General features: G+C 67.1%; 22 protein-coding genes. 8 read left to right on the top strand and 14 right to left on the bottom strand.

Annotated elements, in window-relative coordinates:
* Positions 1 to 109: 109 nt before the first annotated feature.
* The gene (locus tag E0W60_RS00950) at positions 110 to 682 is read right to left on the bottom strand and encodes an AraC family transcriptional regulator (protein WP_240745794.1); all 573 of its coding nucleotides are present in this window, start codon (positions 680 to 682) and stop codon (positions 110 to 112) included.
* A gap of 817 nt (positions 683 to 1499) precedes the next feature.
* Here E0W60_RS00950 and E0W60_RS00965 point away from each other — a divergent pair.
* The gene (locus E0W60_RS00965) at positions 1500 to 1922 is read left to right on the top strand and encodes an NUDIX hydrolase (RefSeq protein WP_133094644.1); all 423 of its coding nucleotides are present in this window, start codon (positions 1500 to 1502) and stop codon (positions 1920 to 1922) included.
* On the opposite strand, the gene E0W60_RS37415 is transcribed toward E0W60_RS00965, so the two are convergent.
* The 4 genes from E0W60_RS37415 to ilvD form a co-directional block, all read right to left on the bottom strand.
* Complete coding sequence (locus tag E0W60_RS37415; protein ID WP_240745795.1) at positions 1919 to 2203, bottom strand: DUF3574 domain-containing protein; 285 nt, start codon at positions 2201 to 2203, stop codon at positions 1919 to 1921. The genes E0W60_RS00965 and E0W60_RS37415 overlap by 4 nt on opposite strands.
* 247 nt (positions 2204 to 2450) lie before the next feature.
* Entirely contained in the window at positions 2451 to 3503 is a 1053-nt protein-coding gene (locus E0W60_RS00975; RefSeq protein ID WP_135702720.1) for an alpha/beta fold hydrolase, read from the bottom strand.
* 237 nt (positions 3504 to 3740) lie between these two features.
* Positions 3741 to 5108: a group II intron reverse transcriptase/maturase gene (gene ltrA / locus E0W60_RS00980; RefSeq protein WP_135702721.1), complete on the bottom strand. Its 1368-nt coding sequence runs from the start codon at positions 5106 to 5108 to the stop codon at positions 3741 to 3743.
* 530 nt (positions 5109 to 5638) lie between these two features.
* Positions 5639 to 7498 carry a dihydroxy-acid dehydratase gene (ilvD, locus tag E0W60_RS00990; RefSeq protein ID WP_133094641.1) on the bottom strand — a complete coding sequence of 620 codons (1860 nt, stop codon included), beginning with the start codon at positions 7496 to 7498 and terminating at the stop codon, positions 5639 to 5641.
* Positions 7499 to 7798: 300 nt separating this feature from the next.
* Here ilvD and ligD point away from each other — a divergent pair, with 300 nt between their 5' ends.
* From ligD to E0W60_RS01005, 3 genes are read left to right on the top strand one after another with little or no spacing between them, the layout of a single operon-like run.
* On the top strand, positions 7799 to 10336 hold the full coding sequence (gene ligD, locus E0W60_RS00995; protein WP_135702722.1) for a DNA ligase D: 2538 nt from the start codon (positions 7799 to 7801) through the stop codon (positions 10334 to 10336).
* A 30-nt stretch (positions 10337 to 10366) separates the two neighbouring features.
* Positions 10367 to 11263 (top strand): Ku protein, encoded by an 897-nt coding sequence (locus tag E0W60_RS01000; protein WP_135702723.1) that lies wholly within the window; start codon positions 10367 to 10369, stop codon positions 11261 to 11263.
* On the top strand, positions 11260 to 12078 hold the full coding sequence (locus tag E0W60_RS01005) for a tetratricopeptide repeat protein (RefSeq protein ID WP_135702724.1): 819 nt from the start codon (positions 11260 to 11262) through the stop codon (positions 12076 to 12078). The genes E0W60_RS01000 and E0W60_RS01005 overlap by 4 nt, the downstream gene beginning before the upstream one ends.
* Before the next feature lie 47 nt (positions 12079 to 12125).
* Here the strand turns inward: E0W60_RS01005 and E0W60_RS01010 are convergent, their stop codons facing one another.
* From E0W60_RS01010 to E0W60_RS01020, 3 genes are read right to left on the bottom strand one after another with little or no spacing between them, the layout of a single operon-like run.
* Positions 12126 to 12380 (bottom strand): RNA-binding protein, encoded by a 255-nt coding sequence (locus E0W60_RS01010; protein ID WP_133094637.1) that lies wholly within the window; start codon positions 12378 to 12380, stop codon positions 12126 to 12128.
* Between the two features lie 53 nt (positions 12381 to 12433).
* Entirely contained in the window at positions 12434 to 13345 is a 912-nt protein-coding gene (locus E0W60_RS01015; protein ID WP_135702725.1) for a DUF2950 domain-containing protein, read from the bottom strand.
* Between the two features lie 15 nt (positions 13346 to 13360).
* A complete protein-coding gene (locus E0W60_RS01020) occupies positions 13361 to 14806 on the bottom strand; it encodes a DUF3300 domain-containing protein (RefSeq protein WP_240745796.1) in 1446 nt (481 codons plus the stop codon).
* Positions 14807 to 15150: 344 nt separating this feature from the next.
* On the opposite strand from E0W60_RS01020, the gene ppk2 reads away from it, so the two are divergent.
* Positions 15151 to 16047, top strand: coding sequence for a polyphosphate kinase 2 (ppk2, locus tag E0W60_RS01025; protein ID WP_135702727.1), 897 nt, complete (start codon positions 15151 to 15153; stop codon positions 16045 to 16047).
* 27 nt (positions 16048 to 16074) lie between these two features.
* Here ppk2 and E0W60_RS01030 read toward each other — a convergent pair whose 3' ends face one another.
* Positions 16075 to 16476 carry a hypothetical protein gene (locus tag E0W60_RS01030; RefSeq protein WP_135702728.1) on the bottom strand — a complete coding sequence of 134 codons (402 nt, stop codon included), beginning with the start codon at positions 16474 to 16476 and terminating at the stop codon, positions 16075 to 16077.
* Positions 16477 to 16550: 74 nt separating this feature from the next.
* Positions 16551 to 18278 carry a SulP family inorganic anion transporter gene (locus E0W60_RS01035; RefSeq protein WP_133094632.1) on the bottom strand — a complete coding sequence of 576 codons (1728 nt, stop codon included), beginning with the start codon at positions 18276 to 18278 and terminating at the stop codon, positions 16551 to 16553.
* A gap of 300 nt (positions 18279 to 18578) precedes the next feature.
* Between E0W60_RS01035 and E0W60_RS01040 the strand changes: the two genes are divergently transcribed.
* From E0W60_RS01040 to E0W60_RS01050, 3 genes are all read left to right on the top strand, one after another.
* Complete coding sequence (locus E0W60_RS01040) at positions 18579 to 19922, top strand: MFS transporter (RefSeq protein WP_135702729.1); 1344 nt, start codon at positions 18579 to 18581, stop codon at positions 19920 to 19922.
* 9 nt (positions 19923 to 19931) lie between these two features.
* Positions 19932 to 20525 carry an RBBP9/YdeN family alpha/beta hydrolase gene (locus E0W60_RS01045; protein ID WP_135702730.1) on the top strand — a complete coding sequence of 198 codons (594 nt, stop codon included), beginning with the start codon at positions 19932 to 19934 and terminating at the stop codon, positions 20523 to 20525.
* A 93-nt stretch (positions 20526 to 20618) separates the two neighbouring features.
* A complete protein-coding gene (locus E0W60_RS01050; protein WP_133094629.1) occupies positions 20619 to 21785 on the top strand; it encodes a porin in 1167 nt (388 codons plus the stop codon).
* Between the two features lie 120 nt (positions 21786 to 21905).
* On the opposite strand, the gene phaZ is transcribed toward E0W60_RS01050, so the two are convergent.
* From phaZ to E0W60_RS01070, 4 genes are all read right to left on the bottom strand, one after another.
* The gene (gene phaZ / locus E0W60_RS01055) at positions 21906 to 22739 is read right to left on the bottom strand and encodes a poly(3-hydroxyalkanoate) depolymerase (protein WP_133094628.1); all 834 of its coding nucleotides are present in this window, start codon (positions 22737 to 22739) and stop codon (positions 21906 to 21908) included.
* 61 nt (positions 22740 to 22800) lie between these two features.
* Positions 22801 to 23232 carry a phasin family protein gene (locus E0W60_RS01060; protein ID WP_135702731.1) on the bottom strand — a complete coding sequence of 144 codons (432 nt, stop codon included), beginning with the start codon at positions 23230 to 23232 and terminating at the stop codon, positions 22801 to 22803.
* A 98-nt stretch (positions 23233 to 23330) separates the two neighbouring features.
* Complete coding sequence (locus E0W60_RS01065; protein WP_133094626.1) at positions 23331 to 25001, bottom strand: alpha/beta fold hydrolase; 1671 nt, start codon at positions 24999 to 25001, stop codon at positions 23331 to 23333.
* Positions 25002 to 25057: 56 nt separating this feature from the next.
* Positions 25058 to 25522: a MaoC family dehydratase gene (locus E0W60_RS01070; protein ID WP_133094625.1), complete on the bottom strand. Its 465-nt coding sequence runs from the start codon at positions 25520 to 25522 to the stop codon at positions 25058 to 25060.
* Positions 25523 to 25751 lie beyond the last annotated feature (229 nt).

A 25751-nucleotide genomic window follows, 5' to 3' on the forward strand; every position in this document is an offset into this window, starting at 1 on the left:
TGTCCGCAAGACAGGCAAAGGTTAGCCAATAGTGCCAGGAAGCCGCGCGGGGCTGGAAGGCAGATGCGCTTGGGTGCCGGGCGGCAGCGAAACGAACGCGTCGTTCGGCTCAGGCTACCGAACGGTGCCGTTCCGGGGCGTGATGCAGCGCGAGACGGCGCGCTGCATCCATGGACAGGCCAAAGCGGTCATAGAAGGCGCAGTCGAGGTCGCTATTGGCGGGCCAGCCCGCAAAGCGCGCCAGGTCGGCCGTCGCCACGTGCCCCGACATGGCTTCGAACAGCACGCGCATGAGCCGCTGCGTCCGGCACAGGTCGGTCAGTGCCGTGCCCTGCGCAAACAACGTGCGGCGCACCCGTGCTGCGGAAATGTCGAGCCGTTCGGCGATGAATGCGGCGCTCCAGGCGTATTGCGGCTGCAGGAAAACCCGCTTGGAGACTCGGTGATGCAGCGCCGCCTGTGCCGCCGCCGGCACCACGCCATGCAGTTCGAGATGGCATGCCGCGGGCTGGGCGCCGCTGCCGTCCAGATGCAGATCGATGGCTTCGAACGGCGCGACCGCCATCTCCTGGCCGGCCACCAGCAGCCGATCGAAGCCGCGCCGCCTGACCACCACCCTGCCTTGCGTGACCGCGACCGACAGCGGAAATGCCAGCAGCAGCCGCTGCAGGCTGATATGCATGGGGGACTGCAAATGGACGCGCATGGTGGCTCGGAAAGCGGTCTGTAACGATGACTATCATCGCCGCCCGCGAGAATTCCTGCCTCTGCAATTTCCGAACACCCCATTCGCCGCCACCACATGGGCTCGCTCGCACAGGCTGCCGGGACCGCGGGACTGCCCGCGGAGCCCGGTGACGCAAGCACTCAGGATGCGGCCGCCATGCCGCCATGCCGCCGCTTGCGCGGTCAGGCAGGGAAACGGCTGCCATCGGTGGCGGCATAGTACTTGCCGACCGTGGGATTGTCGGCATCGCCAACGCTGACGACGTAGGCGCCGGGCTCCAGGTCCGTGACCGGCAGGCTCGCGACGCGCCCGGGCTGGTCTTGCCCGGCGCATCGTCGCCACCGCAGCCGGCAAGTGTCAGCAGTGCCAACAGGGGGAAAGCTGAAATAAGGCGTTTCATCGCGGCACGCCTCACTGGCCAAACAGTTCACCGAGACGCAGGCGCAGCCATTGCTGGCCCGCCGTGCGCTGGTCGAAGCCAACCTGCATGGCCGTCACGGCCACCTTGGTCTTGTAGACCACCGATTCATCTTCGGCCTGCGCGGGCGTCGGCGTACCGCCGCCGGCGCCGATGCCCAGCCCGTACGGAACGCATCCTGTCCGATATTCTCGTCAATTGAGCCGGTGCGCCCCGGACACGCCATGCGAGCCTGCGTTTCTGGCTGCCAGCGTGTGAAGGCCGGATTCTTCCCGATATCCGACGGTCCAACCGGAAGATCGCAGCCGCCGGTGCTGCGGACAGTTCGCATCAATTCCTGATAAGGACTTCCAGATGAAGCCGAACAAAGCCTGTCCGATTGTCCTGAGACGCACGCCGAACGGCCTGGAGATCCTGGCATTCGAGCATCCCCTCTCCGGACTCCAGATCATCAAGGGCAAGATCGAACCGGGTGAACCGCCGGCGGATGCCGCCGTGCGCGAGTTGCGCGAGGAGTCCGGCATTGCTGGCGTAGTGACGGCCGACCTGGGGTTGTGGGAATCCGGTCATGAAGAGCAGATATGGTCGCTGCACCTCTGCGAGCCATCGCAGCCGCTGCCGGACACCTGGGAGCACCTTACCGCCGATGATGACGGCCACGTGTTCAAATTCTTCTGGCATCCCCTGGGCGAGGCTCCATCCGATCGCTGGCATTCGCTGTACAAGGATGCGCTGTCCACCATCGAAATGCGGCTGGCACGGATTGGAAAGTCCTAGAACGACATACAGGCGTTGCTGCGCACCCTGAGCATCGCTTCCTGCCGGAAGCGGGCCTTGTACTCGCTGGCGATGGCACGTACCGCCGCCTCGCTGCGTTCGTCGGGGGCATGCGCCAGGCTGAGCACGCGTGTCGCCTCGCTGACGGCCTTGCCATCCGCGCCGCGCCATTGGCCGGAAGCCGGCCAGACCGTAAAGCCGTCCGGGAAGCGCGGTGCCACGGAGCCTTGCACAAAGGCATCCCATTCTGCCTCGGACACCGTGCCGCCGGGCTTTGCCATGCCGAAGTAGATCAGTTCGCCGATGGCCGCCTGTTCTCCGGCCGCGCATGGCGCAGCCGGTATGGCAGCGCAACCCGAAAGCGCGAATGCCAGCGCCAGCGCGATGGCAGGGGCGATCGCGATGGCATTCCCGGCACGAGACGAAGGCGAGCACCGAATCCGCATCCGTGCAGATTAGTGCAGCGACCGGCCCGCGTAAACGGTAAGGGATGCCGGAGCCGCGAACGTTCCGGCCTCCCCTCGGGCATCAGCGGCTGTCGGCGTCCAGTACCGCCTGCGCAAACGCCACCGGCGCCTCTTGCGGCGGGTTGTGGCCGATCTTGCCGCCCAGCTGGCGGTGCTCATAACGCCCGGTGAACTTGTTCGCATACGAACTGGGCGCCGGGTGCGGCGCGCCGTTCGCGTCGGCTTCCATGGTGATGGTGGGCACGCTGATCGCAGGCGCCGTGGCAAGGCGTTTCTCGAACTCGTCGAAGTGCGACTCGCCGGCCGCAAGGCCCTGTCGCCAGCGGTAGTTGTGGATGGTGATCGCCACGTGGTCGGGATTGTCGAGCGCCACGGCGCTGCGATGGAAGGTGGCATCGTCGAACTCCCACTTCGGCGACGCCAGTTTCCAGATCAGTTTGGCAAACTGGTGCGTGTATTGCTGGTAGCCAGCCTGGCCACGGTCGGTAGCGAAATAGAACTGGTACCACCATTGCAGTTCTGCCTCGGGCGGCAGCGGCTTCTTGCCGGCGGCCTGGTTGCCGATCAGGTAGCCACTGACCGAGACCAGTGCACGGCAGCGGTCCGGCCACAGCGCGGCCATGATGGCGGCGGTGCGCGCACCCCAGTCGAAGCCGGCGACCACGGCGGTCGGGATGCGCAGCGCATCCATCAGCGCGATCATGTCGGCGGCGATGGCCGAGGGCTGTCCGTTGCGCATCGTGCCGGACGACAGGAAGGTCGTCGAACCGAAGCCGCGCAGGTAGGGAACGATCACGCGATAGCCGCGTGCCGCCAGCAACGGCGCTACGTCGACGAAGCTGTGGATGTCATACGGCCAGCCGTGCAGCAGCAGCGCGACCGGGCCGTCGGCCGGCCCGGCTTCGGCATAGCCGACGTTGAGCACGCCGGCATTGACCTGGCGGAGCGCGGCGAACTTCGTATGGGTGCCTGGCGTGGTCGACGGCAACGGCGCGGTCTTGGGCAGGCCGGCTTCGGGACGGGCGGCTTGTGCCAGGCCGGCGTGCGCGGCGGCCAGCGTCAGCGCGGCAGCGCCGAGAAAGCCGCGGCGCGGCAGGTCGATGGTGTTTGACATCTCTCTCTCCTATCTGGTGATCGAACCAGGCACGAGTCTAGGAGGCGCTGGCAAGCGCAATGTGTCGGGAATCCGGCGTCTTGTATCGCTGTGTATCCGGATGTGGATGCCAGATACGCCGATACAAATACGGGCCGGAAAATCAGCCAATCGGCATAGGGGGCAGCCCATCGGGCTGCATCCCCTGCCACACCACCCGGCATGCGGGTCCGCACCGGGCGGTTCGAGAGGTTGAGGTCAGACGAGACGGGGCAGTCCCAGACTATCGAAGTAGGCAGTGGTCAGCACCCGATGAATCGCCGATAGGCTGTTGTGCCACCAGCGACGGCTTAACGCCGCCACCGACTGCGCCACCGGTAGTGAGGCCCCCAGGCGAAGCAGTTCGCGGTGGATAGTCTTGCCCCTGCGCCACTGTTTGAGCTGCAAGGCCCGAAGCCGCCGCCTTATCCAGCTGTCCAACTCACGCCAGATTCTGGAGGTCTGCGCCAGCCCGAAGTAGGCTTTCCAGCCCAGCAGGTAAGGGCGCAACTGATCGACTACGGCTTGGAGGCTGCGCCCACCATTGCGCCGCGTCAGTACCCTGACACGCTGTTTGAACGCCGCCATTGGCTTAGCAGCCACCACACGTTTGATCACACCGTCCCGGGCTTGCCATAGGCCATACCCAAGGAACTTGCGACCAAATACCGGCGCCACGGCGCTTTTGGCTTCGTTAACTTTCAGCTTGAGGCGGTCATAGAGCCTTCGTAGCAGAGCCATCACCCGCTCGCCAGCGCGACGACTGCCAACGTAGACGTTGCAGTCATCGGCATACCGCGCGAAGCAGTGACCCCGCCACTCTAACTCCTTGTCCACCTCATCTAGCAAGACGTTGGCCAGCAGCGGCGACAGGGGACCACCTTGCGGCGTTCCCTGATGCCGTTCCATGACCACCCCGCCATCCATGATTCCCGCGTTCAGGTAGGCTCGTATCAGCCGGATGATCCCGGCGTCGGCGATGCGTTGCCTTAGGCGGTCGATCAGAATGTCGTGGTTGACCCGGTCGAAGAACTTCTCCAAGTCCACGTCCACCACCACATGACGGCCCGACTGCACGAACGACTGAGCGGCTAACACCGCATCATGTGCCCGCCGTCCAGGCCGAAACCCGTAGCTATGCTTGCTGAAGGTCGGGTCAAGCAGCGGTTGCAGGACTTGCAACAGCGCCTGCTGGATCAGCCGATCCGTCACCGTCGGGATGCCAAGCTCGCGCTCGCCACCTTCCGCCTTCGGGATCGTCACCCGTCGTACCGGACTGGGCCGGTACGTCCCCCGCAGCAGTTCCTCACGGATACGAGGCCACTCGGACGCCAGTTTGCGCGACGTCTGGTCAATGTCCAGCCCGTCCACACCCGCCGACCCCTTGTTCGCCCGCACCCGTTTGAACGCCTGCCGCAAGTTCTCGCGCGTCAGCGCCGCTTCCAGCAGCGCCGACCCTGTGCCGTCCGTTTCATGCCGCGGGATTTCGGCTTCGCCGCGACACACTCCATCCGGGGCTTCACCCCTTGCTTCGGTGTCCCGCCCCGCTCGCGCGGGCTTCTGGCGCCTGGCCTCCAACATCGTCATGGCTTCTGACACTTCCTCTCGTTCGGCCCTTCGCCAATAGCTCCAACCTTGCCGGTCTGTCCTCTGGCTACTACGGCCTCTGCTGACTCCTCACTCCGGCTCGACGCCGTTACCCTTTCGGGATCGAGGTGAGGTCTCCCCAGGTAAGAACGCACTCCTTCATCGCACAGCCGCCACATTTACGCTGCCTCGCCTTGATCACAAGAGCTTCGCGGTTTCTCGCCCGCTCGCCCTGCTCAGCCGCGCCTTCTATGTGGTTCTTGTTCATCGGCTCACGATTTACGCTCCACGCTTCCTCCCCACGCTCGGTCGCCCTCACGCAGTTGCGCTTCGCTTCGTTCGCTGTGATCAGCTTACGGTGGGACTTGCACCCACAAGAGTGCGCCCATGCTGGGCGCACAAAAAAGGCCGCTCCGAGGAGCGGCCCGAGTCTGGTGATATTCACCTCAGTCATTCCCGCGCAGGCGGGAATCCAGCGTCGTTGAAGTCACCGGGTTCCCGCCTGCGCGGGAACGACAGTCAACCTGGCGTCAGTCGTCCAGCAGCGACAGGTCGCGCACGGCGCCCTTGTCGGCCGACATGACCAGCTTGGCATAGGCCTTCAGCGCGGCCGACACCTTGCGCGGACGCGCCTTGGCCGGCTTCCAGCCGCGGGCGTCCTGCTCCTGGCGGCGGCGCGCCAGTTCCTCGTCGGACACCAGCACGTCGATGGTGCGGTTGGGGATGTCGATGCGGATCTTGTCGCCGTCGCGCACCAGCCCGATCGCACCGCCGGCTGCCGCCTCGGGCGAGCAGTGGCCGATCGACAGGCCCGAGGTGCCGCCCGAGAAGCGGCCGTCGGTCAGCAGCGCGCACGCCTTGCCCAGGCCCTTGGACTTGATGTAGCTGGTCGGGTACAGCATTTCCTGCATGCCGGGGCCGCCCTTGGGGCCTTCGTAGCGCACGATCACCACGTCGCCGGCCTTTACCTTGTCGTTCAGGATGTTCTCGACCGCCTCGTCCTGCGACTCGGTGACATGCGCCGTGCCCTCGAACACCAGGATGCTCTCGTCCACGCCGGCGGTCTTCACCACGCAGCCGTCGAGCGCGATGTTGCCCCTCAGCACGGCCAGGCCGCCTTCCTTGGAGAACGCATGCTCATAGGAGCGGATGCAGCCCTCGGCGCGGTCCAGGTCCAGGCTCGGCCAGCGCGTGTCCTGGCTGAACGCGACCTGCGTCGGGATGCCGGCGGGGCCGGCCATGTAGAAATGGCGGACCGCTTCGTCCTGCGTGCGGCCGATGTCCCACTGCTCCAGCGCATCCTTGAGCGAGGGGGCGTGGACCGTCGGCACGTCGGTATGCAGCTTGCCGGCGCGTTCCAGCTCGCCCAGGATCGCCATGATGCCGCCGGCGCGGTGCACGTCTTCGATGTGGTACTTGTTGGTGTTGGGCGCGACCTTGCACAGCTGCGGCACGACGCGCGAGAGGCGGTCGATGTCGTCCATGGTGAAGTCGATGCCCGCTTCCTGCGCGATCGCCAGCAGGTGCAGGATGGTGTTGGTCGAGCCGCCCATGGCGATATCCAGCGTCATGGCGTTCTCGAACGCCTTGAAGCCCACCGAGCGCGGCAGCACGCGCGCGTCTTCCTGCTCGTAGTACTGGCGTGCCAGCTCCACGATGCGGCTGCCGGCGCGCTTGAACAGTTGCTCGCGGTCGGCGTGGGTTGCCACCACGGTGCCGTTGCCCGGCAGCGAGAGGCCCAGCGCCTCGGTCAGGCAGTTCATGGAGTTGGCCGTGAACATGCCCGAGCACGAACCGCAGGTCGGGCACGCCGAGCGCTCCACCTCGGCCACGTCGGCGTCGGAATAGGCGCTGTCGGCGGCGATCACCATGGCGTCGACCAGGTCGAGCTTCTTGAACTCGACGGCCTTGGTGACGGGATTGGCCAGGCGCGTCTTGCCGGCTTCCATCGGGCCGCCGGAGACGAAGATCACCGGGATGTTGAGGCGCATCGCGGCCATCAGCATGCCCGGGGTGATCTTGTCGCAGTTGGAGATGCACACCATGGCATCGGCGCAGTGCGCGTTGACCATGTACTCGACCGAGTCGGCAATGATGTCGCGGCTGGGCAGCGAGTACAGCATGCCGTCGTGGCCCATGGCGATGCCGTCATCGACCGCGATGGTGTTGAATTCCTTGGCCACGCCGCCGGCTGCCTCGATCTCGCGCGCGACCAGCTGGCCCAGGTCCTTCAGGTGCACGTGCCCGGGCACGAACTGGGTGAACGAATTGACCACCGCGACGATGGGCTTGTTGAAATCGTCGTCTTTCATGCCGGTGGCACGCCACAGCGAGCGGGCCCCCGCCATGTTGCGGCCGGCGGTGGAGGTTTTGGAACGGTATGTGGGCATTGTTTTGCTAAGGAATGTCGCCAGAAAGGTTGCGGGCCACGGGATGAACGGCCCTGCGCGCGCCCGTGCGGACAACCTCTTGAGCTGCGCCCTGGGCAAACCGGGGATTATCCCATAACAGGTCGTGTGTCAGGCTCCGGGTCGGCGGCCGATGCGGGCCGTGGATGGGAGCGCCCCCTCGAAATGCCCGATGACGCACTTCCCTCCAACGTAAGACACCGCCCGATACACCGTATCCGGCGCGCCCCCTAGACTGGAATCGCGGGCGCTCTCGTGGCGCGGCTGAGGCGCGGAAGTCTTATGGCAACGAACCCAAGGGCGACAACGGCCAGGCGCCGCGCTGCGGAGCGGCCGGCCAGCCTTCAGGATTACCAGGAAAAGCGGAATTTCCACATTACCCCCGAGCCCGCCGGCACACGGCGCAGGGGGAAGGCGCAGCCGTTGCGCCAGCCGTTGCATTTTGTGGTGCAGAAGCACTGGGCCCGCCGCCTGCACTACGATTTCCGGCTGGAACTGGACGGCGTGCTGCTGAGCTGGGCCGTGCCCAAGGGACCCAGCTACGACCCTGCCGAAAAGCGCATTGCCATCCATGTCGAGGACCATCCGCTCGACTATGCGGATTTTGAAGGCGAGATTCCACCGAAACAGTACGGCGCCGGCTCGGTCATTGTCTGGGACCGCGGCACGTGGGCGCCGGTCGGCGACGCGCGTGAGGGCATGGCAGCCGGCAAGCTGGTGTTCGACCTGTCCGGCGAGAAGCTGGCCGGCCGCTGGGAACTGGTCCGCATCGCCAGGCCGGGCGACCAGTCGGATCAGTGGATCCTCTTCAAGAAGCGCGACGCGTGGGCGCGGCCGTTGTCGGAGTTCGATGTGCTGGCCGCGCTGCCGGACAGCGTCATCGCCAGGCCACTGGGCGCATTGAACGAATCCGGGCAAGGCCTGGTTGACGACGCGGCCGAGGCGGTCAGGCACGCGCCGCGCGCGCCGCTGCCGGCGAAGCTGGCGCCGCAGCTGGCAACGCCTTCGCCCACGCTACCGGGCGGCACCGGCTGGATCATCGAAACCAAGTTCGACGGCTACCGCATCCTGGCGCGGATCGACGATGCGCGGGTGACGCTCTTCACCCGCAACGGCCATGACTGGACCCGCAAGCTCGGCTCGCTGGCCGCCGAGATCGAGAAGCTCGATATCTCGCAAGGCTGGCTCGATGGCGAGATCGTCGTGCTGCGCGACGGCATGCCGGACTTCAATGCGCTGCAGAACGCCATCGACGGGCAGCGGCACGACGCCATTGTCTTCTTTGCCTTCGACCTGCCTTACTGGGAAGGCCGCGACCTGCGCGGCCTGCCGCTGGCGCAGCGCCGCGAAAAGCTGGCCACGCTGGTCGCCACGGGCACGGAGCGGGTCCGCTTCAGCGAGGCCTTCGATGCGCCTGCCGCGCAGATGTTCCAGGCGGCGTGCAAGCTCGGCCTGGAAGGCCTGATGTTCAAGCGCGCGGATGCGGCCTACGTTTCCGCTCGTACGCAGACCTGGCTGAAGATCAAGTGCAAGCTGCGCCAGGAGTTCGTCATCGGCGGGTTCGCGGACCGCGAAGGGTCGAAGACTGAAATCGGCAGGCTGCACCTGGGTGTCTATGACGAGGGCAACAAGGGCGAACTGCTCTACGTGGGCGGCGTCGGCACCGGCTGGGACAGCGAGATGGCCGCGAAGCTGCACAAGCGGCTGGCGGCATTGCAGGTCGACGACAGCCCGTTCGCCAACGAAGCGCGTGGCAGCCGCCGCTGGGGCCGTGGCCGTCCCGCCGTGTCGCGATGGGTCAAGCCAACGCTGGTGGCGGAGGTCGAGTTTTCCGACTGGACGCCGGAGGGCCAGGTCCGCCATGCCTGCTTCAAGGGCCTGCGCACCGACCGCCCCGCCGGGTCGGTCCGGCGCGAAGCGGTCCAGACCGCCGTGACGCCGCATGGCATGGCCGCCATCAAGGTCACCAACCCCGCGCGCGTCATCGACAAGGCCGGGGGCTTCACCAAGGTCGAACTGGTGCGCTATTACGAGAGCGTCGCCAGCCTGATGCTGCCGCACCTCGCCGAGCGCCCCTTGTCGCTGGTGCGCGCGCCGGAAGGCATCGACGGGCCGACGTTTTTCCAGAAGTATGCGGAAACGGCAATGCCGGGACTGACCGAGCGCCCCGCGTCGCTCTGGCCCGGCCACGGCGCGCTGCTGACGGCCGACTCGGCCGAAGCCATCGTCGCCGCGGCGCAGATGAATGTGGTGGAGTTCCATACCTGGAACTCCACCACACGCGATATCGACCATCCCGACCGGGTCATCTTCGATCTCGATCCCGGCGAAGGCGTGCCATGGGAATCGATGCTCGAAGCAGCCATGCTGGTGCGCACGCTGCTCGATGAGCTCGGCCTGCAGGCATGGCTGAAGACCAGCGGCGGCAAGGGACTGCATGTGGTGGTGCCGCTGGCGCCGCGCCGCTCGTACGATGAAGTCAAGGCATTCTCACGGGCGGCGGTGAAGCACCTGGCCGCCACCCTGCCCCGCCGCTTCACCGCCCGCTCCGGCGCGGCCAACCGCAAGGGGCGGATTTTTGTCGATTACCTGCGCAACGGCTTTTCCCAGACCACCGCGGCGGCGTTCTCGGCGCGGGCCAGGCCGGGGCTCGGGGTCTCGATGCCGGTGTCGTGGGAGCAACTTGGCAAGCTGAAAAGTGGCGCACAGTGGACCATCCGCGATGCCCGCGAGTACCTCAGCTTCCAGGTCGCCGACCCGTGGCAGTCCTATTGGGACAGCCGCCAGACTTTGACCGCCGCCATCGAGCGCTTAAGCTGATTCCAGCCGTACTGCATTGCGGAGACTTCCATGCCTGCCCGATCCCTCGCCTCGCTGTCCCTCTCCTTCGGCCTAGTATCGATCCCCGTCAAGCTCTACACGGCCACCGAAACCAGCTCGGCGGTGCGCTTCAACCTGCTGAGCAAGGAAGGCTCGCGCCTGAAGCAGCAGTACATCTCCGAGCAGACGCAGGAGGTGGTCGAGCGGGCCGACATGGTCAAGGGCTATGAATTCGAGAAGGGCCGCTTCGTGACCTTCTCTCCCGACGAGCTCAAGGCGCTGGAAGAAAGCGCCAGCCACATGGTCGATATCGTCGCGTTCATTCCCGAGCGAAGCGTCGATCCGCTGTACTACGACAAGGCCTATTTCATCGCGCCGGACAAGCGCGGCGGCAAGCCTTACAGCCTGCTGCGCGAAGCCATGGCCAGGACCGGGCGCTGCGCCATCGCCAAGTGGGCCGCCAAGGGCAAGTCGCATATCGTGCAGATCCGGCCGGTCGAAGGCGGGCTGGTGTTCCAGCAGCTGCTGTTCGCCGATGAAGTGCGCAATATCGCGGAACTGCATATCGATGAGGTGGCGGTCTCGGATGCCGAGCTGAAACTCGCGGTCCAGCTGATCGAGCAGGCATCGGAAGACCAGTACGACCCGGCCCAGTACAAGGACGAAGAGAAGGCCAGGGTTCTCGCCGCCATCGACGCCAAGATCGCCGGCAAGCAGATCGTGTCGCCGGAGCCGGCCGAGGTTGCCGCCGGCGGCGAGGTCATCGACCTGATGGATGCACTGCGCGCCAGCCTGTCGAAGAAGGGAGCGCCTGCGGCCAAGGGCAAGGCCGCCGCGGAAACGGCGTCCGCCCGCCGTCCCGGCAAGCGCGCCGCAACGCCGGCAGCGCCCACGCCGATCCGGCGCACCGCGAAGAAATCGGCGTGAACCGCGGCGAAGGCCTGACCACGCGGGCGCTGGAGGCGCGCCTGGGCGTATCGCGCCGGCTGATCGGCAGCCTGGTCAGCGCCGGGCTGGTCACGCCCGCGCGCGGTCCGCGCGGCGAGCATGTGTTCTCGTTCCAGGACGTGGTGCTGATCCGCACCGCGGCCTCGCTGCACCAGGCACGCGTGGCACCGGCGCAGATCCTGCGGGCGCTGCAGCGGCTCGAACGGCTGGCGCCGGACCGGCACCTGTCAGGCATGCGCATGTCCGCCAGCAGCGGCAAGGTCTCGGTGCGCGACCGGCATGGCGCGTGGCTGGTGGAGAGCGGGCAGCGGCTGATGGAATTCGAGCCGGCGCCGGACGATGTGCGCGTGGTGGAACTGGCGCGTGCCGCCGCCGGCGAAACAGCGGCCGGCCAAGCCTTTGCGCGCGCGCAGGCGCTCGAGCCCGTCGATGCCGTCGCCGCGGAAGCCGGCTACCGGCGCGCGCTGTCGCTGGCGCCCGGCATGCTGGACGCCTACCTGAACCTGGGCTGCCTGCTGTCGGACCAGCAGCGCTTCGACGACGCGATCGCGCTCTATGAAGGCGCACTGGGCTGGCTGCCGGACGCGCCGCAGCTGCATTTCAACCTGGGCGTCGCGCTGGAAGATATTGGTGCGCCGCAGTCGGCGCTGGCGGCCTACGATCGCTGCATTGCGCTTGCGCCCGGCGATGCGGATGCACATTACAACGCCGCGCGGCTGCATCATGAACTGGGGCACTTCGAGAAGGCGGTGCGGCACTTCAACCAGTATCGCAAGCTCAACCGGGCGGATTAGCAGTACGGGCGGCCGCACGGGCCGATGGCCGCGAAGTGACGCCCGCTTCAGCTGAAGCGATCCCGCATGACCAGTGCGCTGACCTTGTGGCCGTGCCAGAACATCTGGTGGATGCGGCCCTTGAGCTTGTCCAGGGTCTCGTCGTCGAGCGTGTCGAAGGTCAGCCTGACCGCGGGCCGGGTGCCGTCGCCTTCCATATGTTCGATGCTGTTGTATTCCGGGAAGCCGTACTTCACCAGGAAGGCGCCGATTTCTTCGTCGGTGACGCCGGCATCGATGTTGCTGAGCATGAGAACGGACATGGATCACCTCCGCTGTTGGTACAAGGGCGACGGACATTCCGCCGCCCGGGGCGTCATGGCTTGACCTCGGTCCACCCCGGGCCGGGGTCGAAGGACCGGATCGCAGCGGCCCTTGCCGCACTGTCCGGACCCAGGTCGCGCTCGTAGACGCGGCCGTCGTGGCTCACCATGAAGCTCTTGACGCCGGTATCCCCGTACCGCAGCGGCCAGGCGATCACCGCAAACCCGCCAAAGAGCTTGCCATCGACGACATAGTCATACTTGCCGCCCGGCGCGTGCGCGCCCTGCGACGTCAGCAGCCGGTAGCGGTAGCCATGGTAGCCCGCGCCCGGCGCGCTGCGATGCTCCGCGCTGAGAAAGGCGGGGCCCAGCGGGCTTTCCGGTTCGCCGGGGCGCGTTGGCCAGTACAGGCCATCGTGCTTGCCGGGCGAGCTGACCAGCTTCGAGGCGTACGCTGTCACGCCGCGGTCCTGGCGCATCAGCTGCGCATATTCGTTCTGCGCGTCGCACACGGCGAGCAAGGTCTGCATCACCGACAGTTCGTTGCGGCCGATGCGGCGCAGGCGCATCTCATCGACGCCGGCGCGCGTGTCGAAATGCCAGCCCTTGGCAGTCTTCACCAGCGGCACCGGCATGGTCCAGCCGTCATTGCCCGCGGCAATGCGGGCGCGGTCTGGCCCGTCGGGTCGGATTGCGTGCGACTGGTGCCATGCCTCAAGGAACCTGTAGCGGATCTCGGCGCCGACCGGCGGGATCAGGTCGGTATAGCGGGCGCCGAGCAGCGACTTCATGGCGGCGTCGTCGCTGGTGGCAACCGCTTCGCCGAATGCGTTCATTGCCGCCTCGGGCGTGGCGAAACTCTTCTGCGCGTAGGCCGGCGCCGCCGCCAGGGCGAGCAGCAGCCCTCCAAGGGACAACGCCTTGCGGCAGGGCCAGGCCAGGCCCGATCGTTGCGTGCGCTGCATATCGCTGTCCCCCGCTCAACGCCGTCCGCCACCACGGCCACCGCCACCACCACCGCGGCCACCGCCGAAGCCCCCGCCGCCACGGCCGCCGCCGCCGCCGCTGAAGCCGCCACCGCCGCCACGCTGACCGCCACCGTCGCGGAACGAGGCTGACTGCGTGCTGGCGCGGCCGCGGTCGAAGTCACGCTGCGCGGCCGCGCCTCCGCCGCCTACGCCCTGGAATGCGTTGTCGCGACCACCGCCAGCGGACCGGTCCGAAGCGCGAGCCCGGTCGGACGCCCCGGCGCGATCGGACACCCCTGCCCGGTCGGACACGCCGGCGCGATCGCCCGCACCGCCACGATTGCCACCTCTGTCCGCGACGCTGCCGCGATCGCCAACACCGCCGCGGTCGCCAACACCGCCGCGGTCGCCAACACCGCCGCGGTCGCCAACGCCGCCGCGGTCACCGACGCCGCCGCGCCCACCGCGATCCCCGCCCGCCATGCGGTCGGACACGCCACCCGCGCCTTCGCGGCCGCGGAACTCGTTGCGGCGGTTGGCGGCAGCCGCATCACGCCCGCCAAACCTTTCGCTCGTCGCGTTATCCCGGTACGCCACCCCTTTGCGGTGCGAGGCGTCGTGCTGCCATTTCCCTCCGCCCTGCACCTTGGTGCGGTCGAAATTGCGATCGATATTGGCAGCCTTGTTGACGTTGATGTTGACGTCGCCCCCGCCCCAGTTGCAGTTGCCGAAAATCGCGCCCGCAGCGGCCAGGCCAACGCCCCAGGCAAAGCCGGTCATCAGCGCGGCGCCGGGATAGTAGGCGGGATAAGGGGGCCAGTAATACGGCGGGTAGGAGGGATAGCTCCAGGCGCCATACACCACCGTCGGGTTGTAGGCCGGCACATAGATGACTTCCGGGTTCGCCGGCTCGATCCGCACGATGGTTTGCGCCGGCGCTGCCGACTGCGCTGCCTGTGCCGACGGCGCCGGCGCAGGTTCTACAATGACGTTCTGCTGCTCGTTCGACTTGAGATTGCCCGATTGCTGCGCGCGCGCCCGCAACCGCTGCACGGCGTCGAGCACTTCCTTCTCCTGGCCGATGAAAGCGTCGCCCAGCTTCTGCGTCCAGTCGAGCTTGTCGCTCATGGGCTCCAGCACCTGCGGGAACGCCACCAGCGACTTGACGCTGACATCCCAGCTCTGGCTCTCGACCGCTTTCAGCGCGGCGTCACCCTTCACCTTGGGATTGGCCTTGACCCAGCGTGCCGCCTGCACGATCTCGAGCGGATAGGTGGAGGCCATCAGCACCTGCGACAGCACCGAATCGGGATAGAGGGCGATGGGTGCAACCAGGGCCTCGAGTTCTTCCGGCTTGAACGGTGCCGGCTGGGCTGGCGCATTCTGCGCATGGGCACTCAGCGCCAGCCATGCCAGGCCCGCGCACAGGCAGGCGCCGACACGGCGCCAAAGACGCATTTCCCGCCCCTCCATGGCCGTCTCCCTTGCCCCGTCGCCGAGCGCCGTTACGGGGCTCAACTTCCGGCCTGCCGTCCGCTCCGTGTCCGCGCCAGGCCTGGAAAAGGTAATTAGCGATCACGATGTATTGCCCTGACAAACTATAGGTGCCGGCGCCGCCTCCAGAGATGAAAACTTTGCGAAAGTGAAATAGGAAAAACTTTTGCCGCCCGCCGGTCCGGACAACGCGGCCAATGCCCGCGGTTTTGCTATTGTGATGAGGTGCCGCATGACACAGGCCGGGCCGCCGTATGCCTTGCCACCTCTCCCGATGCTCGAACCCTATGGACCTATGGAGGAGAACCATGGCCAAGCATAAAGACAAGCGCCACGACAAGGACAGGGAGCAGGCCGCGGCCGAGACCGAGCCGCCACGCCCGCGCGATGACGCCGAGGACCGGCAGGACGAAGGGCGGGAGCCGCTGCAGGAACGCATGTCCGAGAAGGACTACCAGAAGGAGCTTCGCCACCTGCACGGCGAACTGGTCAAGCTGCAGCGCTGGGTGCAGGCGAGCGGCACCAAGGTCTGCGTGCTCTTCGAAGGCCGCGACGGCGCCGGCAAGGGCGGCACCATCAAGGCGCTCACCGAACGCGTCAGCCCGCGCGTGTTCCGCGTGGTCGCGTTGCCGGCCCCGACCGATCGCGAAAAGAGCCAGATGTACATGCAACGCTATCTGCCGTATCTGCCCGCGGCAGGCGAGATCGTGATCTTCGACCGCAGCTGGTACAACCGTGCCGGCGTCGAGCGTGTGATGGGATTCTGCACCGAGACCCAGGCCGAGGAGTTCCTGCGCGCCGTCCCGCTGGTGGAGCGGGCCATCGTCAATTCCGGCATTATCCTGATCAAGTACTGGCTGGAAGTCAGCCCCGAAGAGCAGACGCGCCGCCTGAAAGGACGCATCCACGACGACCGCAAGACCTGGAAGCTCACCGACATGGACCTGCGCTCGTACAGCCGCTGGTACGACTATTCGCGCGCGCGCGACGCCATGTTCGAGGCGTCCGACAGCGACTTCGCGCCGTGGTACGTCGCCGATTCCAATGACAAGCGGCGGGCGCGGCTGAACATCATCCGGCACATGCTGGACCGGATCCCGTACCAGGAGATCGAGCGCAAGCCGGTCAAGCTGCCGGCCCGGCAGAAGGCGCACGGATACCAGGAGCCCCACTACCCCTACCGGCATGTGGAGTCGCGGTATTAGTACGAGGAGTACGAGGCAGCCGTCGGCCTAGTCGCGCAGCTTGCGCGACTTCCAGTCGCCGTTCTTCTCCTTGCAATACCAGCCGGTCCAGCTCTCGGACACGCCGGCACGGCGGAACTCGCTGTGCAGCTGCCGGCACCGGTCGCCATGGTCCTGCCGGGAACGCAGCGGCGTGAATGCGCCTTCGACCTTGCGCTCGCGGGTGTCCGGCGGCAGCGTGAACGGCACGCGCGCACCGTCGGCCCCCTGGTCCAGCGTCCTGCGGAAGACGTCGTTCAGCACGTCGAACTGCTTCTGGGTCAGCGTGCCGACAACAGTGCCGGAAAGATAGTGATCAAAGTAGGCAAAGGCCGTCCCTGCCGGCGCCAGCGCGGCAAGGCACGCGCCGGCGCATGCCAGCGCGGGCAAGACCCGGAATCGGCGGTTCATGTAAGGCTCCTTCGACGTGGTGCCCTGGCAAGCGTGGCGTGAGCTGCAGGCGCTGGCGCCGGCCGCGTACGGCATCAGTCTTCCTTGCCAAGGTAATCATCGACCGCGCTGCCCACGGTAGGGTGGAACTTGTCGCCGAACGCTTCCATCAGCTCGAAGCGCTTGAGCTTGTCGCGCACCGGGTCCTTCATCTCGGCGAAATGCAGGTCGATGCCGCGCTCGCGCAAACAGGCGCTCAGATCGCGCAGCATGTCGGCCGACGTGACGTCGACGCTGGTCACCGGTTCGGCGGCGACCACCACGCGGCGCACCGGCGTCGGCGAGGCGTCGATCGCTTCCATCAGGCGTTCCTGGAACAGCTCGGCGTTGGCAAAGAACAGCGGCGCGTCCCAGCGGAACAGCACCAGTCCGTCGATCCGCCTGGCCTCAGGGTAGCGCTCGGTATCGTGGTACCCGCGCAGCCCCTCCACCTTCCCCAGCACGGCATAGTGCGGCCGCCAGCCGTCCCAGAGGAATTCGATCACGGCGATCACCACGGCCAGGAAAATGCCCTGGATGGTGCCGAACACGGCCACCGCGGCGAAGCACACCATGGACAGCCAGAACTCCCATTGCTGGATGCGGTAGATGCGCCTCAGGTCGGCGAACTCGAACAGGCCGATGGCCGCGGCGATCACCACCGCGGCCAGCGCGCTGCTCGGCAGGTACTGCAGCAGGTTGGGCGCGAACATCAGCAGCACGGCCACGGCCAGCGCGCCCACCACGCCGGTGACCTGGGTCTTGGAGCCGGCGGCTTCGGCCACTGGCGTGCGCGAGGCGCTGCTGCTGATCGGAAAGCCCTGGAACAGTCCCGCCGCCAGGTTGGCGGCACCCAGCCCCACCATTTCCTGGTTGGGGTCCACGCGGGTATTGGTGCGCGCGGCATAGGTGCGCGACAGCACGCTGGTGTCCGCGAAGGCGATCAGCGCCACCGCGCATCCCCCCAGCACGATCTTCATCAGGTCGGCGCCGTCCAGCCACGGCACGACAAAGGCGGGCAGCCCCTGCGGCGTCTTGCCCAGCACTTTCACCCCATGCTGGTCCAGGCCGAACATGCTCACCGCGAGCGTGGCGAGGACCACCGCGATCAGGATGCCCGGCACGCGCTCGAAGCGCTTCAGGGCCAGGATCAGGGCCAGGCTGCCGGCGCCGACGGCAAAGCTGTACCAGTTGGTCTGCCCGGCCACGATGGCGCTGCCCAGCGCAACCATCTCCCGCAGCGGCCCGGCATCCTCGACCGGGATGGCGAACAGCTTGGGCAGCTGGCTCACCAGCACGGTCAGGGCGATGCCGTTCATATACCCGTAGCGGATCGGCTTGGACAATAGTTCGGCGACGAAGCCGAGGCGCAGCAGCCCCATCACTATGCAGACCACGCCCGAGACCACGGCCATCATGCTGGCCACCAGCACGGCACGCGCCGGATCGCCGCCGGCAACCTGCAGCACCACGGCCAGGATCGGCGCGGCCAATGCCGAGTCCGGGCCCAGCACCAGGATCCGGCTCGGCCCGAACAAGGCGTAGACCAGCAGCGGGACCATGGTGGCGTAGAGCCCGTAGACGCCGGGCACGCCGGAGGCCTCGGCGTAGGCGATGCCGACCGGCATCAGCATGGTGGTCAGCACCAGCCCCGCCGCCAGGTCCCGCGGCAACCAGTCCGGCCGGTAGGACTTCAGCATCCGGACGCCTGGCAGCCAGCGCAGCCACCCGGCGGCCTTGCCATCGTCTCGTCCTGCGAAGGGCGTCAGTTTCCCGGATTCCATGGCAGCCTTAATTGTCCGATACGCATCGAATATAGGCGTTGGCGGCACAGTCTTGCCATGCCGCGGGTGGGTTACTTGCCGGCGGCGCCAGACGCGGGCGGTGCCACGGCTCGCGCCCCGCTCCCCCGCCCTCCTCGTTTTCCCGCACTGTCCCTGAATGCAAAAACGTTGTCCCGGAAAGCCAAACCGGAGACAGCCAATCTTAGATACTTCGCGGGTCGCAACCGACCTGCGCCCGCCGCCTGCAAGAGCATTGCCTCCCCTGCTGGCGTAGCCGTGGCCACTACTGGAAGAGCTTTCATGATCGGGCAACCCACTAACACCCATCGCGCAATTGCAACGCCCTCGGGCAAGGCATCGCAATCCGGCCTCTACGGCTGGATCGTCTTTGCCCTGAGCTTTGGCCTGCTGCTGTCGGACTACATGTCCCGCCAGGTACTGAACGCGGTATTCCCCCTGCTGAAGGCCGAGTGGTCGCTGAGTGACACCGAGCTCGGTGCGCTGGGCGGCATCGTGGCGCTGATGGTCGGCTTGCTGACGTTCCCGCTGTCGATCCTGGCGGACCGCTGGGGCCGGGTCAGGAGCCTGGTGCTGATGGCGGCGCTGTGGAGCCTGGCCACGCTGGGCTGCGCGCTGGCGAACAACTTCGGCGAGATGTTCATCGCGCGCCTGTGCGTGGGCATCGGCGAGGCGGCCTACGGCAGCGTCGGCATTGCCGTGGTGCTGTCGGTGTTTCCGCGCCACCTGCGGGCGAGCCTGAGTTCGGCCTTTATCGCCGGCGGCGCGTTCGGCTCCGTGCTGGGCATGGCGCTGGGCGGTGCGTTGTCGGCCCATTTCGGCTGGCGCTGGGCCTTTGCCGGCATGGCGCTGTTCGGGCTGGTGCTGGTGGCGGTGTTCCGCCTGGTCGTGACCGAACCGCGGCTGCAGGCCCGGCGCAAGGCGCTGGGCGAGGACGCCGAGACCGCATCGCGCGAGCCTGCCCTGGCCATGCGCCCGCTGCTCGCCGCGCTGTTCTCGGCGCGCTCGATCCTCTGCGCCTATGTCGGCAGCGCCATGCAACTGCTGGTGATGGGCGCCCTGATCACCTGGATGCCGAGCTACCTGGCGCGCTACTACGGCATGGCCACCGATCGCGCCGGCGTGGTCGCGGCGGGCTTCGTGCTGGCCGGCGGCGTCGGCATGGTGCTGTGCGGGGCGATGACCGACTGGATCGCCCGCCAGGCGCCTTGCCGCAAGTGGGCGGTCGCGGTGACCTACAGCCTGATCTGCTGCGGCCTGCTGCTGACGGCGTTCCGGCTCCCCGCGGGCAGCCTGCAACTGGCGCTGATCGGTGCGGGCATGCTGTTTGTCGGCGGCACCGCCGGCCCCGCCAGCGCCGCGGTCGCCAACCTGACGCGCCCGGCCATCCATGCCACCGCCTTTGCCACGCTCACGCTGGCCAACAACCTGCTGGGCCTGGCGCCCGGACCGTTCGTCACCGGCCTGCTCGCCGACCACATCGGCCTGCAAGGCGCATTGCAGTGGGTGCCGCTGGCGTCGCTGGTCGCCGCCGCCGCCTTCCTTGCCGGCCGCCGCTACTACGCAGCCGACCTGCGCCGCCTGGAGAGCCGGAACGAAGACGCCGCTCCCGCAACTTCTCACTGATCTGGAACCATGAGCCTTACCCCTGACACCACCGTGCTGCTGGTCCCCGGCCTGCGCGACCACGTTGCCGAGCACTGGCAGACCCTGCTCCAGGCACAGCTGCCCAACGCGCGCTCGGTGCCGCCGCTCGAGCACGACAAGCTCAGCCGCGATGCCCGCGTTGCCGCGCTGGACGCCGCACTGGCCGAGATCGACGGTCCGGTCGTGCTGGTCGCGCACAGCGCCGGCGTCATGATCACCGTGCACTGGGCTGCGCATGCGGACACGCATGCGGCTGCAGAAAACCGCCGCAAGATCCGCGGCGCACTGCTGGCCACGCCCGCCGACCTGGAAACCCCCATGCCGGCCGGCTACCCTGACACCGCCACGCTGGCGCAGCACGGCTGGCTGCCCGTTCCCAGGAGCCCGCTGCCCTTCCCGACCATCCTCGCCGCTAGCCGCAACGATCCGCTGGCGACCTACCCGCGCGCCGCCGAAATGGCCAGCGACTGGGGCAGCAAGCTGGTCGACCTGGGCGAAGTCGGCCACCTCAATCCCGCCGCGGGCTACGGCCCATGGCCGCGCGCGACCGCGTTGATCGATGAGTTGCTGCGCGCCGGCTGATCCAGCGCATTGATTTGTAGTACCCGGCAATACCAAACGAGACGGAAATATCCGCATCCCAAAAACCAAAGGAAACAAGTGGAGAAACAATCCATGAAGATCAGGACCCTGGCTGCAGCCGCAGCGCTTGCCTGCTCGGGCAGCGCGCTCGCGCAGTCATCGACCGTCACGCTGTATGGCGTGGTGGACATCAACGTCGAATACGCCAACCATGTTGGCGCGGTGCCGGTGGCGAGCAACCAGTTCAACCGCGGCCCGGCAAACGACGTGTACCGCATGAACTCGGGTGGCATCTCCGGCTCGCGCTGGGGCATGCGCGGCACCGAGGATCTCGGCGGCGGCCTGAAAGGGCTGTTCGTGCTGGAAAGCGGCTTTAACCTCGATACCGGCACGATGCAGCAAAGCAACCGCCTGTTCGGCCGCCAGGCCTTCGTCGGCCTGCAGAAGGCAGGCATCGGCCAGATCAGCCTGGGCCGCCAGTACACCTCGATGTTCGAGGCGCTGGCGAACTTCTCGCCGGCGGCCTACGCCACCCAGTACGAGCCGGTGGTGCTGCAGTCCGGCCCGAACTTCCGCGCCGACAACACCGTCAAGTACACCGGCCAGTTCGGCCCGGTCACCGCGCTGGCGCACTGGTCCTTCGGCACCGGCCTGGCCCTGCCGGCGACCGTGGGCATTGCCACGCCGATCGGCGGCAACGGCGAAGTGCCCGGGCAGTTCCGGCGCGACACCGCGTGGGGCGCCGCGGTGGCCTACCAGGGCGGCCCGTTCGGCGTGACCGTCGGCTACGACCAGTGGAACCCGACCATCGGCACCAGCAACGGCGAGGTCAAGAAGGCCGTGGTCGGCGCGAGCTATTCGTATGGCCCGGCAAAGATCATGGGCGGCTATCGCTGGGGCCAGAACAAGAACGCCGCGGACGTGGTGATCCAGCGCGACGATTTCTACTGGATCGGCGGCACCTACCAGGTCACCCCGGCCATCGGCCTGACGCTCGAATACGCCTACGACAACGTCAAGACCCTGTATGGCGATACCCATGTCCCCAACCCGTGGCAGGTCGCCTTCATCGCCAACTACGCGTTCTCCAAGCGCACCGACGTGTACCTGACCACGGCCTACGCCAAGAATGCCGGCCTGATGATGGAATCGCTGGCTACGGTCTACGCCAACAGCCTGTCGCTGGGCAACAGCTACGCGCTGGCCAACGGGCAGAGCAACATGTTCGGCGCGGCAGTGGGCATCCGCCACAAGTTCTGACAACGCGTCTCGCGGCATCGATCCCGCAAGCGATGCTCTTTGCGGCCGCCCGGTCTTTCCGGGACGGCCGATTTTTTTTGGGACGGTGGAAATGCGGCGTGCGCCAGGCGCACGCCGCCGCTATCGGCGCAGGAAGCCGTGGACGATGCCGGCCGCATGCTCCGGCCCGGTCACCAGGAAGAGGTGGCCATCATCGACCATCTGCAGCGTCGAGCCAGGGATGCGGGCGGCCAGGATCCTGGCATTGACCGCGGGAACGATCGGATCGTCGGTGCCGTGCATGACCAGCGTGGGCTGGCGCAGCGAGCCCAGCCACGGCAGGCTGCTCCAGCCCCATGCCGCGAGCAGCTGGTAAAGATAGCCGCGCCCGGCCGGCGGCTGCATGTGCTGGCCGTGTTCGTCGAGCAGGGAAGGATCACGTCGAAAAGCGCCGCCGTAGAGGTCGGCGCCGACGCGGCGCAGGTATTGCGGGTCGGTATAGCGGCGCACGCCGATCATCCTGGCAAGCACCGACAGGCGGCCCGGCACCATGATCACGCCGGGCGACGTGGCCGCCAGCACCAGGCGCCGGCACCGCGACGAATAAAGACGGGCGAACTCCTGCGCCAGCGCCCCGCCCCACGACACCCCCAGCGCATCGACCTGGCCCGTATAGCCGAGATACGACAGCAGGCGGTCGGCGAGCACGCAAAGACTGGAAAAACGGTACGGCACCATCGGCGCGGGCGAGCCGCCGGCGCCGGGAACGTCGAATAGAATGACTTCGATGCCCGGCAGGGCATCGACAAAGGGGGCGAGCAGTTCGAGATTGGCGCCGATGCCGTTGAATATCAGCAGCGGCGGTCCGGCATCGCTGCCGGGCCGGATGCCGGCACGCACGACCTGGCCGTCCAGGTCCACGGTCAGCACCTGCAGCTTTTGGCCGGCATGCGTGCCGGTGTCTGTTGTTGTCATCAGCTTGTCCTGGAGAGTTTGCGCACGGGCATGGCCGGCGCGCGGCCATGCCCGCCGCAATTTATTGCTTCGGGCGCAGAATCCCCTTCACCTCCTCGACGTTCTCGGCAAGGCGGCGTCCGACCACGGAAATGCTGTCCGCCTGCGCCTTGTACAGCGTGTCGGTCAGGCCGCGCACGCCGGCAACGGCCTTCTGCAGCGAGCGCGGCAGGGCTTCCGCCAGCTTCACGGGCGCCTTGCCATCGACGGCCTGGCCGCCGCGCGACAGCGCCTGCAGATCGGCGGCGGCATCGCACAGGAACTCTGCCTGCTGGCGCACCAGCGATTGCAGGCCTCCGAGCAGCATGACGTTGACGCTGGCGAGCGCCTCGATGTCCTTGCGGCGCGATTCCAGGACCGCGGCCGGGTCCAGGCGGTTGTTGCGCACGAAGTCGAGCAGCTTCTTGTGCGGGGCTTGCGCGGCCGATGTGCCTGCGGTGTTGGTCGATTCCATATTGCTTTCTCCTGAAGGTTGGGTTGGGAAATTCAGATCGCGATGTTGGGTACTGCGATGTTGCGGTGTTGCGATGTTGCGGCGTCTCGCCATGCGCGCTACGCCTCGGTCACATAGCGGCCCGGCGCTTCGCCGCAGGGGGCGAAACGCAGGCTGCCGGGGGCCGCGGGCGCGTTGCGCTTCGGGCCGGAGCGCTTCTTCAGCCACTGGGTCCAATGCTCCCACCACGAGCCCTGCTCGGCGGTGGCGCCGTCCAGCCAGGCTTCGGGGTTCGCATCGGGCGTGCCGCTGCGGAAATACTTCGACTTGGCATTGCCGGGCGGATTGACCAGGCTTTGCACGTGGCCGCTGGAACTCAGCACGAACTCGGTGCGCCCGCCGAACGCCTGCGCCGAGCGGTACACCGCCTTCCACGGCGTGATGTGGTCGGTCATGCCCGCCAGCACGTACTTGTCGCAGTCCACGTCGGACAGCGAAATGGCGTGGCCGAGCACCTGCAGCGCACCCGGCGTGGCGAGCTGGTTCAGCGTCAGCATGTCCAGGAACTGGCCATGCAGGCCGGCCGGCAGGCGCGTGGTGTCGTTGTTCCAGTAGAGGACGTCGAACGCGGGCGGCGCATTGCCGAGCAGGTAGTTGTTGACCCAGTAGTTCCACACCAGGTCGTTGGGCCGCAGCCACGCAAACACCCGGCCCAGCGCCTCGCCATCGAGCACGCCGCGCGACGCGCTGCCGTGCCGCGCCGCCGTGACCGCCTCGGGCGTGCTGAACAGCCCGAGCTGCGACTCGGCATCGAGGCCGAACACCGCCACCATCAGCGTGACGGCGTGCACGAGCTTCTCGCCACTGGCGGCGCAATAGCCCAGCAGCGCCGCCATCGTCATCGCGCCGGAGCAGGCGCCATGCACGTTGACATCGGCACTGCCGGTGATGTCGCGCATCGCATGGATCGCCTCGACCAGCGCGCCGACATAGGTATCGAGATTCCAGTCGCGCTGTGCCGCCGTGGGGTTGCGCCAGCTGACCACGAAGACCTGCAGTCCCTGGGCCAGCATGTACTCCACCATGCTCTTGCCAGGCGCAAGGTCGAACACGTAGAACTTGTTGACCTGCGGCGGCACGATCAGCTGGGGCCGCGCATGCACTTTCGCGGTGGTCGGGGCGTACTGGATCAGCTCCAGCACCTCATTGCGGAACACCACCGCGCCAGGCGTGGCAGCCAGGTTCGTGCCGACGCTGAACGCATCCTTGTCGACCTGTGCGGGCATGCCGCCGTTGGTCAGCACATCGCTGGCCAGGTTGATCATGCCGCTGACCAGGTTCATGCCGCACGACTCGAAGGTCTTGCGCAGCGCCGCCGGGTTGCCTGCCAGGGTGTTGGTCGGTGCCAGCGCGTCGGTCAGCAGCGACATGAAGTATTGCGCGCGATGCTTGCTGCGCGGATCCATCACCGAACGCCGCACCGTGCCCTCGAGCGCGTCGCGCCAGGCCTGGTAGCCCTGCAGCGACATGCGGAACAGCGGATGGTCGCGCCAGGCGTCGTCGCCGAACCGGCGGTCGCGCGCCGACGGCATCGGTGCCGAGCCGTCCAGCACGCTGACCAGGTCATGGGTGAGCTGCGCCTGCTGCTCGAGCACCAGTACCGGCTCCTGCACGCACTGCGCGCCGATCTGCTGGGCGGCCGTGATGAGATCCTCGGGACGGATCCCGACAAAGGGATTGGGTCCTGCCAGAAAATCGGTGGGCGCCTCCATGGTGGCTGCATTTGTCATACTGCTCTCCTGTCTCTTTCTTTCCTGCTTCTGCTTTTGCTTCCGCTGTTACCGTTTCACGCCATGACAAGCGCCAGGGCTTCGGCCACCATCGCCGGCTTGGCTTCGCCCTCGATCTCCATCGTGTTTTCCGTGCGCAGCAGCACGCGGCCGTCGCCCTTGTTGTCGGCCGACACCAGCCTGACGCGATTGCGCACGCGCGCCCCGGCCTTCACCGGCGCGAGGAAGCGCGTCTTCTCCACGCCATAGTTGACCGCGGCGCGCGCATCCGCCGGCACCACGCCCATGTCGACCAGCTTCCCTGCCAGCAGGGACAGCGTCAGGTAGCCGTGGGCGATGGTGCCGCCGAACGGGCTTTCGCGGCGCGCGCGCTCCACGTCGACGTGGATCCACTGGCTGTCGCCGGTGCATTGCGCGAATGCATCGATGCGCGCCTGGTCCACTTCCATCCACGCCGAAACGCCGAGTTCCTTGCCGACGAATGCGCCGAGCGTGCCCATGCTGTAACCTTCGATTGCCATATGCCTCCTTGCTTGCTTTGGCGTCCGTGCATGCCGACCGTGTCGGCGCACGCATGTTTGTACTGCCGCATCGTAGTGGCGCGGCGCGCAAACACGGCTACCAAAACCGGCCCATTTGCTGACAATGCTTGCCGCTTTGCAGGGCCGTGGCACGGCGTGCGCGCAATGCGCTTCCGCGGGCGCACCGAATGGCAGGATTTGTCAGTCGCGCGGCCGGCATTGCCAGCAC

Source organism: Cupriavidus oxalaticus (assembly GCF_004768545.1).
Taxonomy (GTDB): Bacteria; Pseudomonadota; Gammaproteobacteria; order Burkholderiales; family Burkholderiaceae; genus Cupriavidus; species Cupriavidus oxalaticus_A.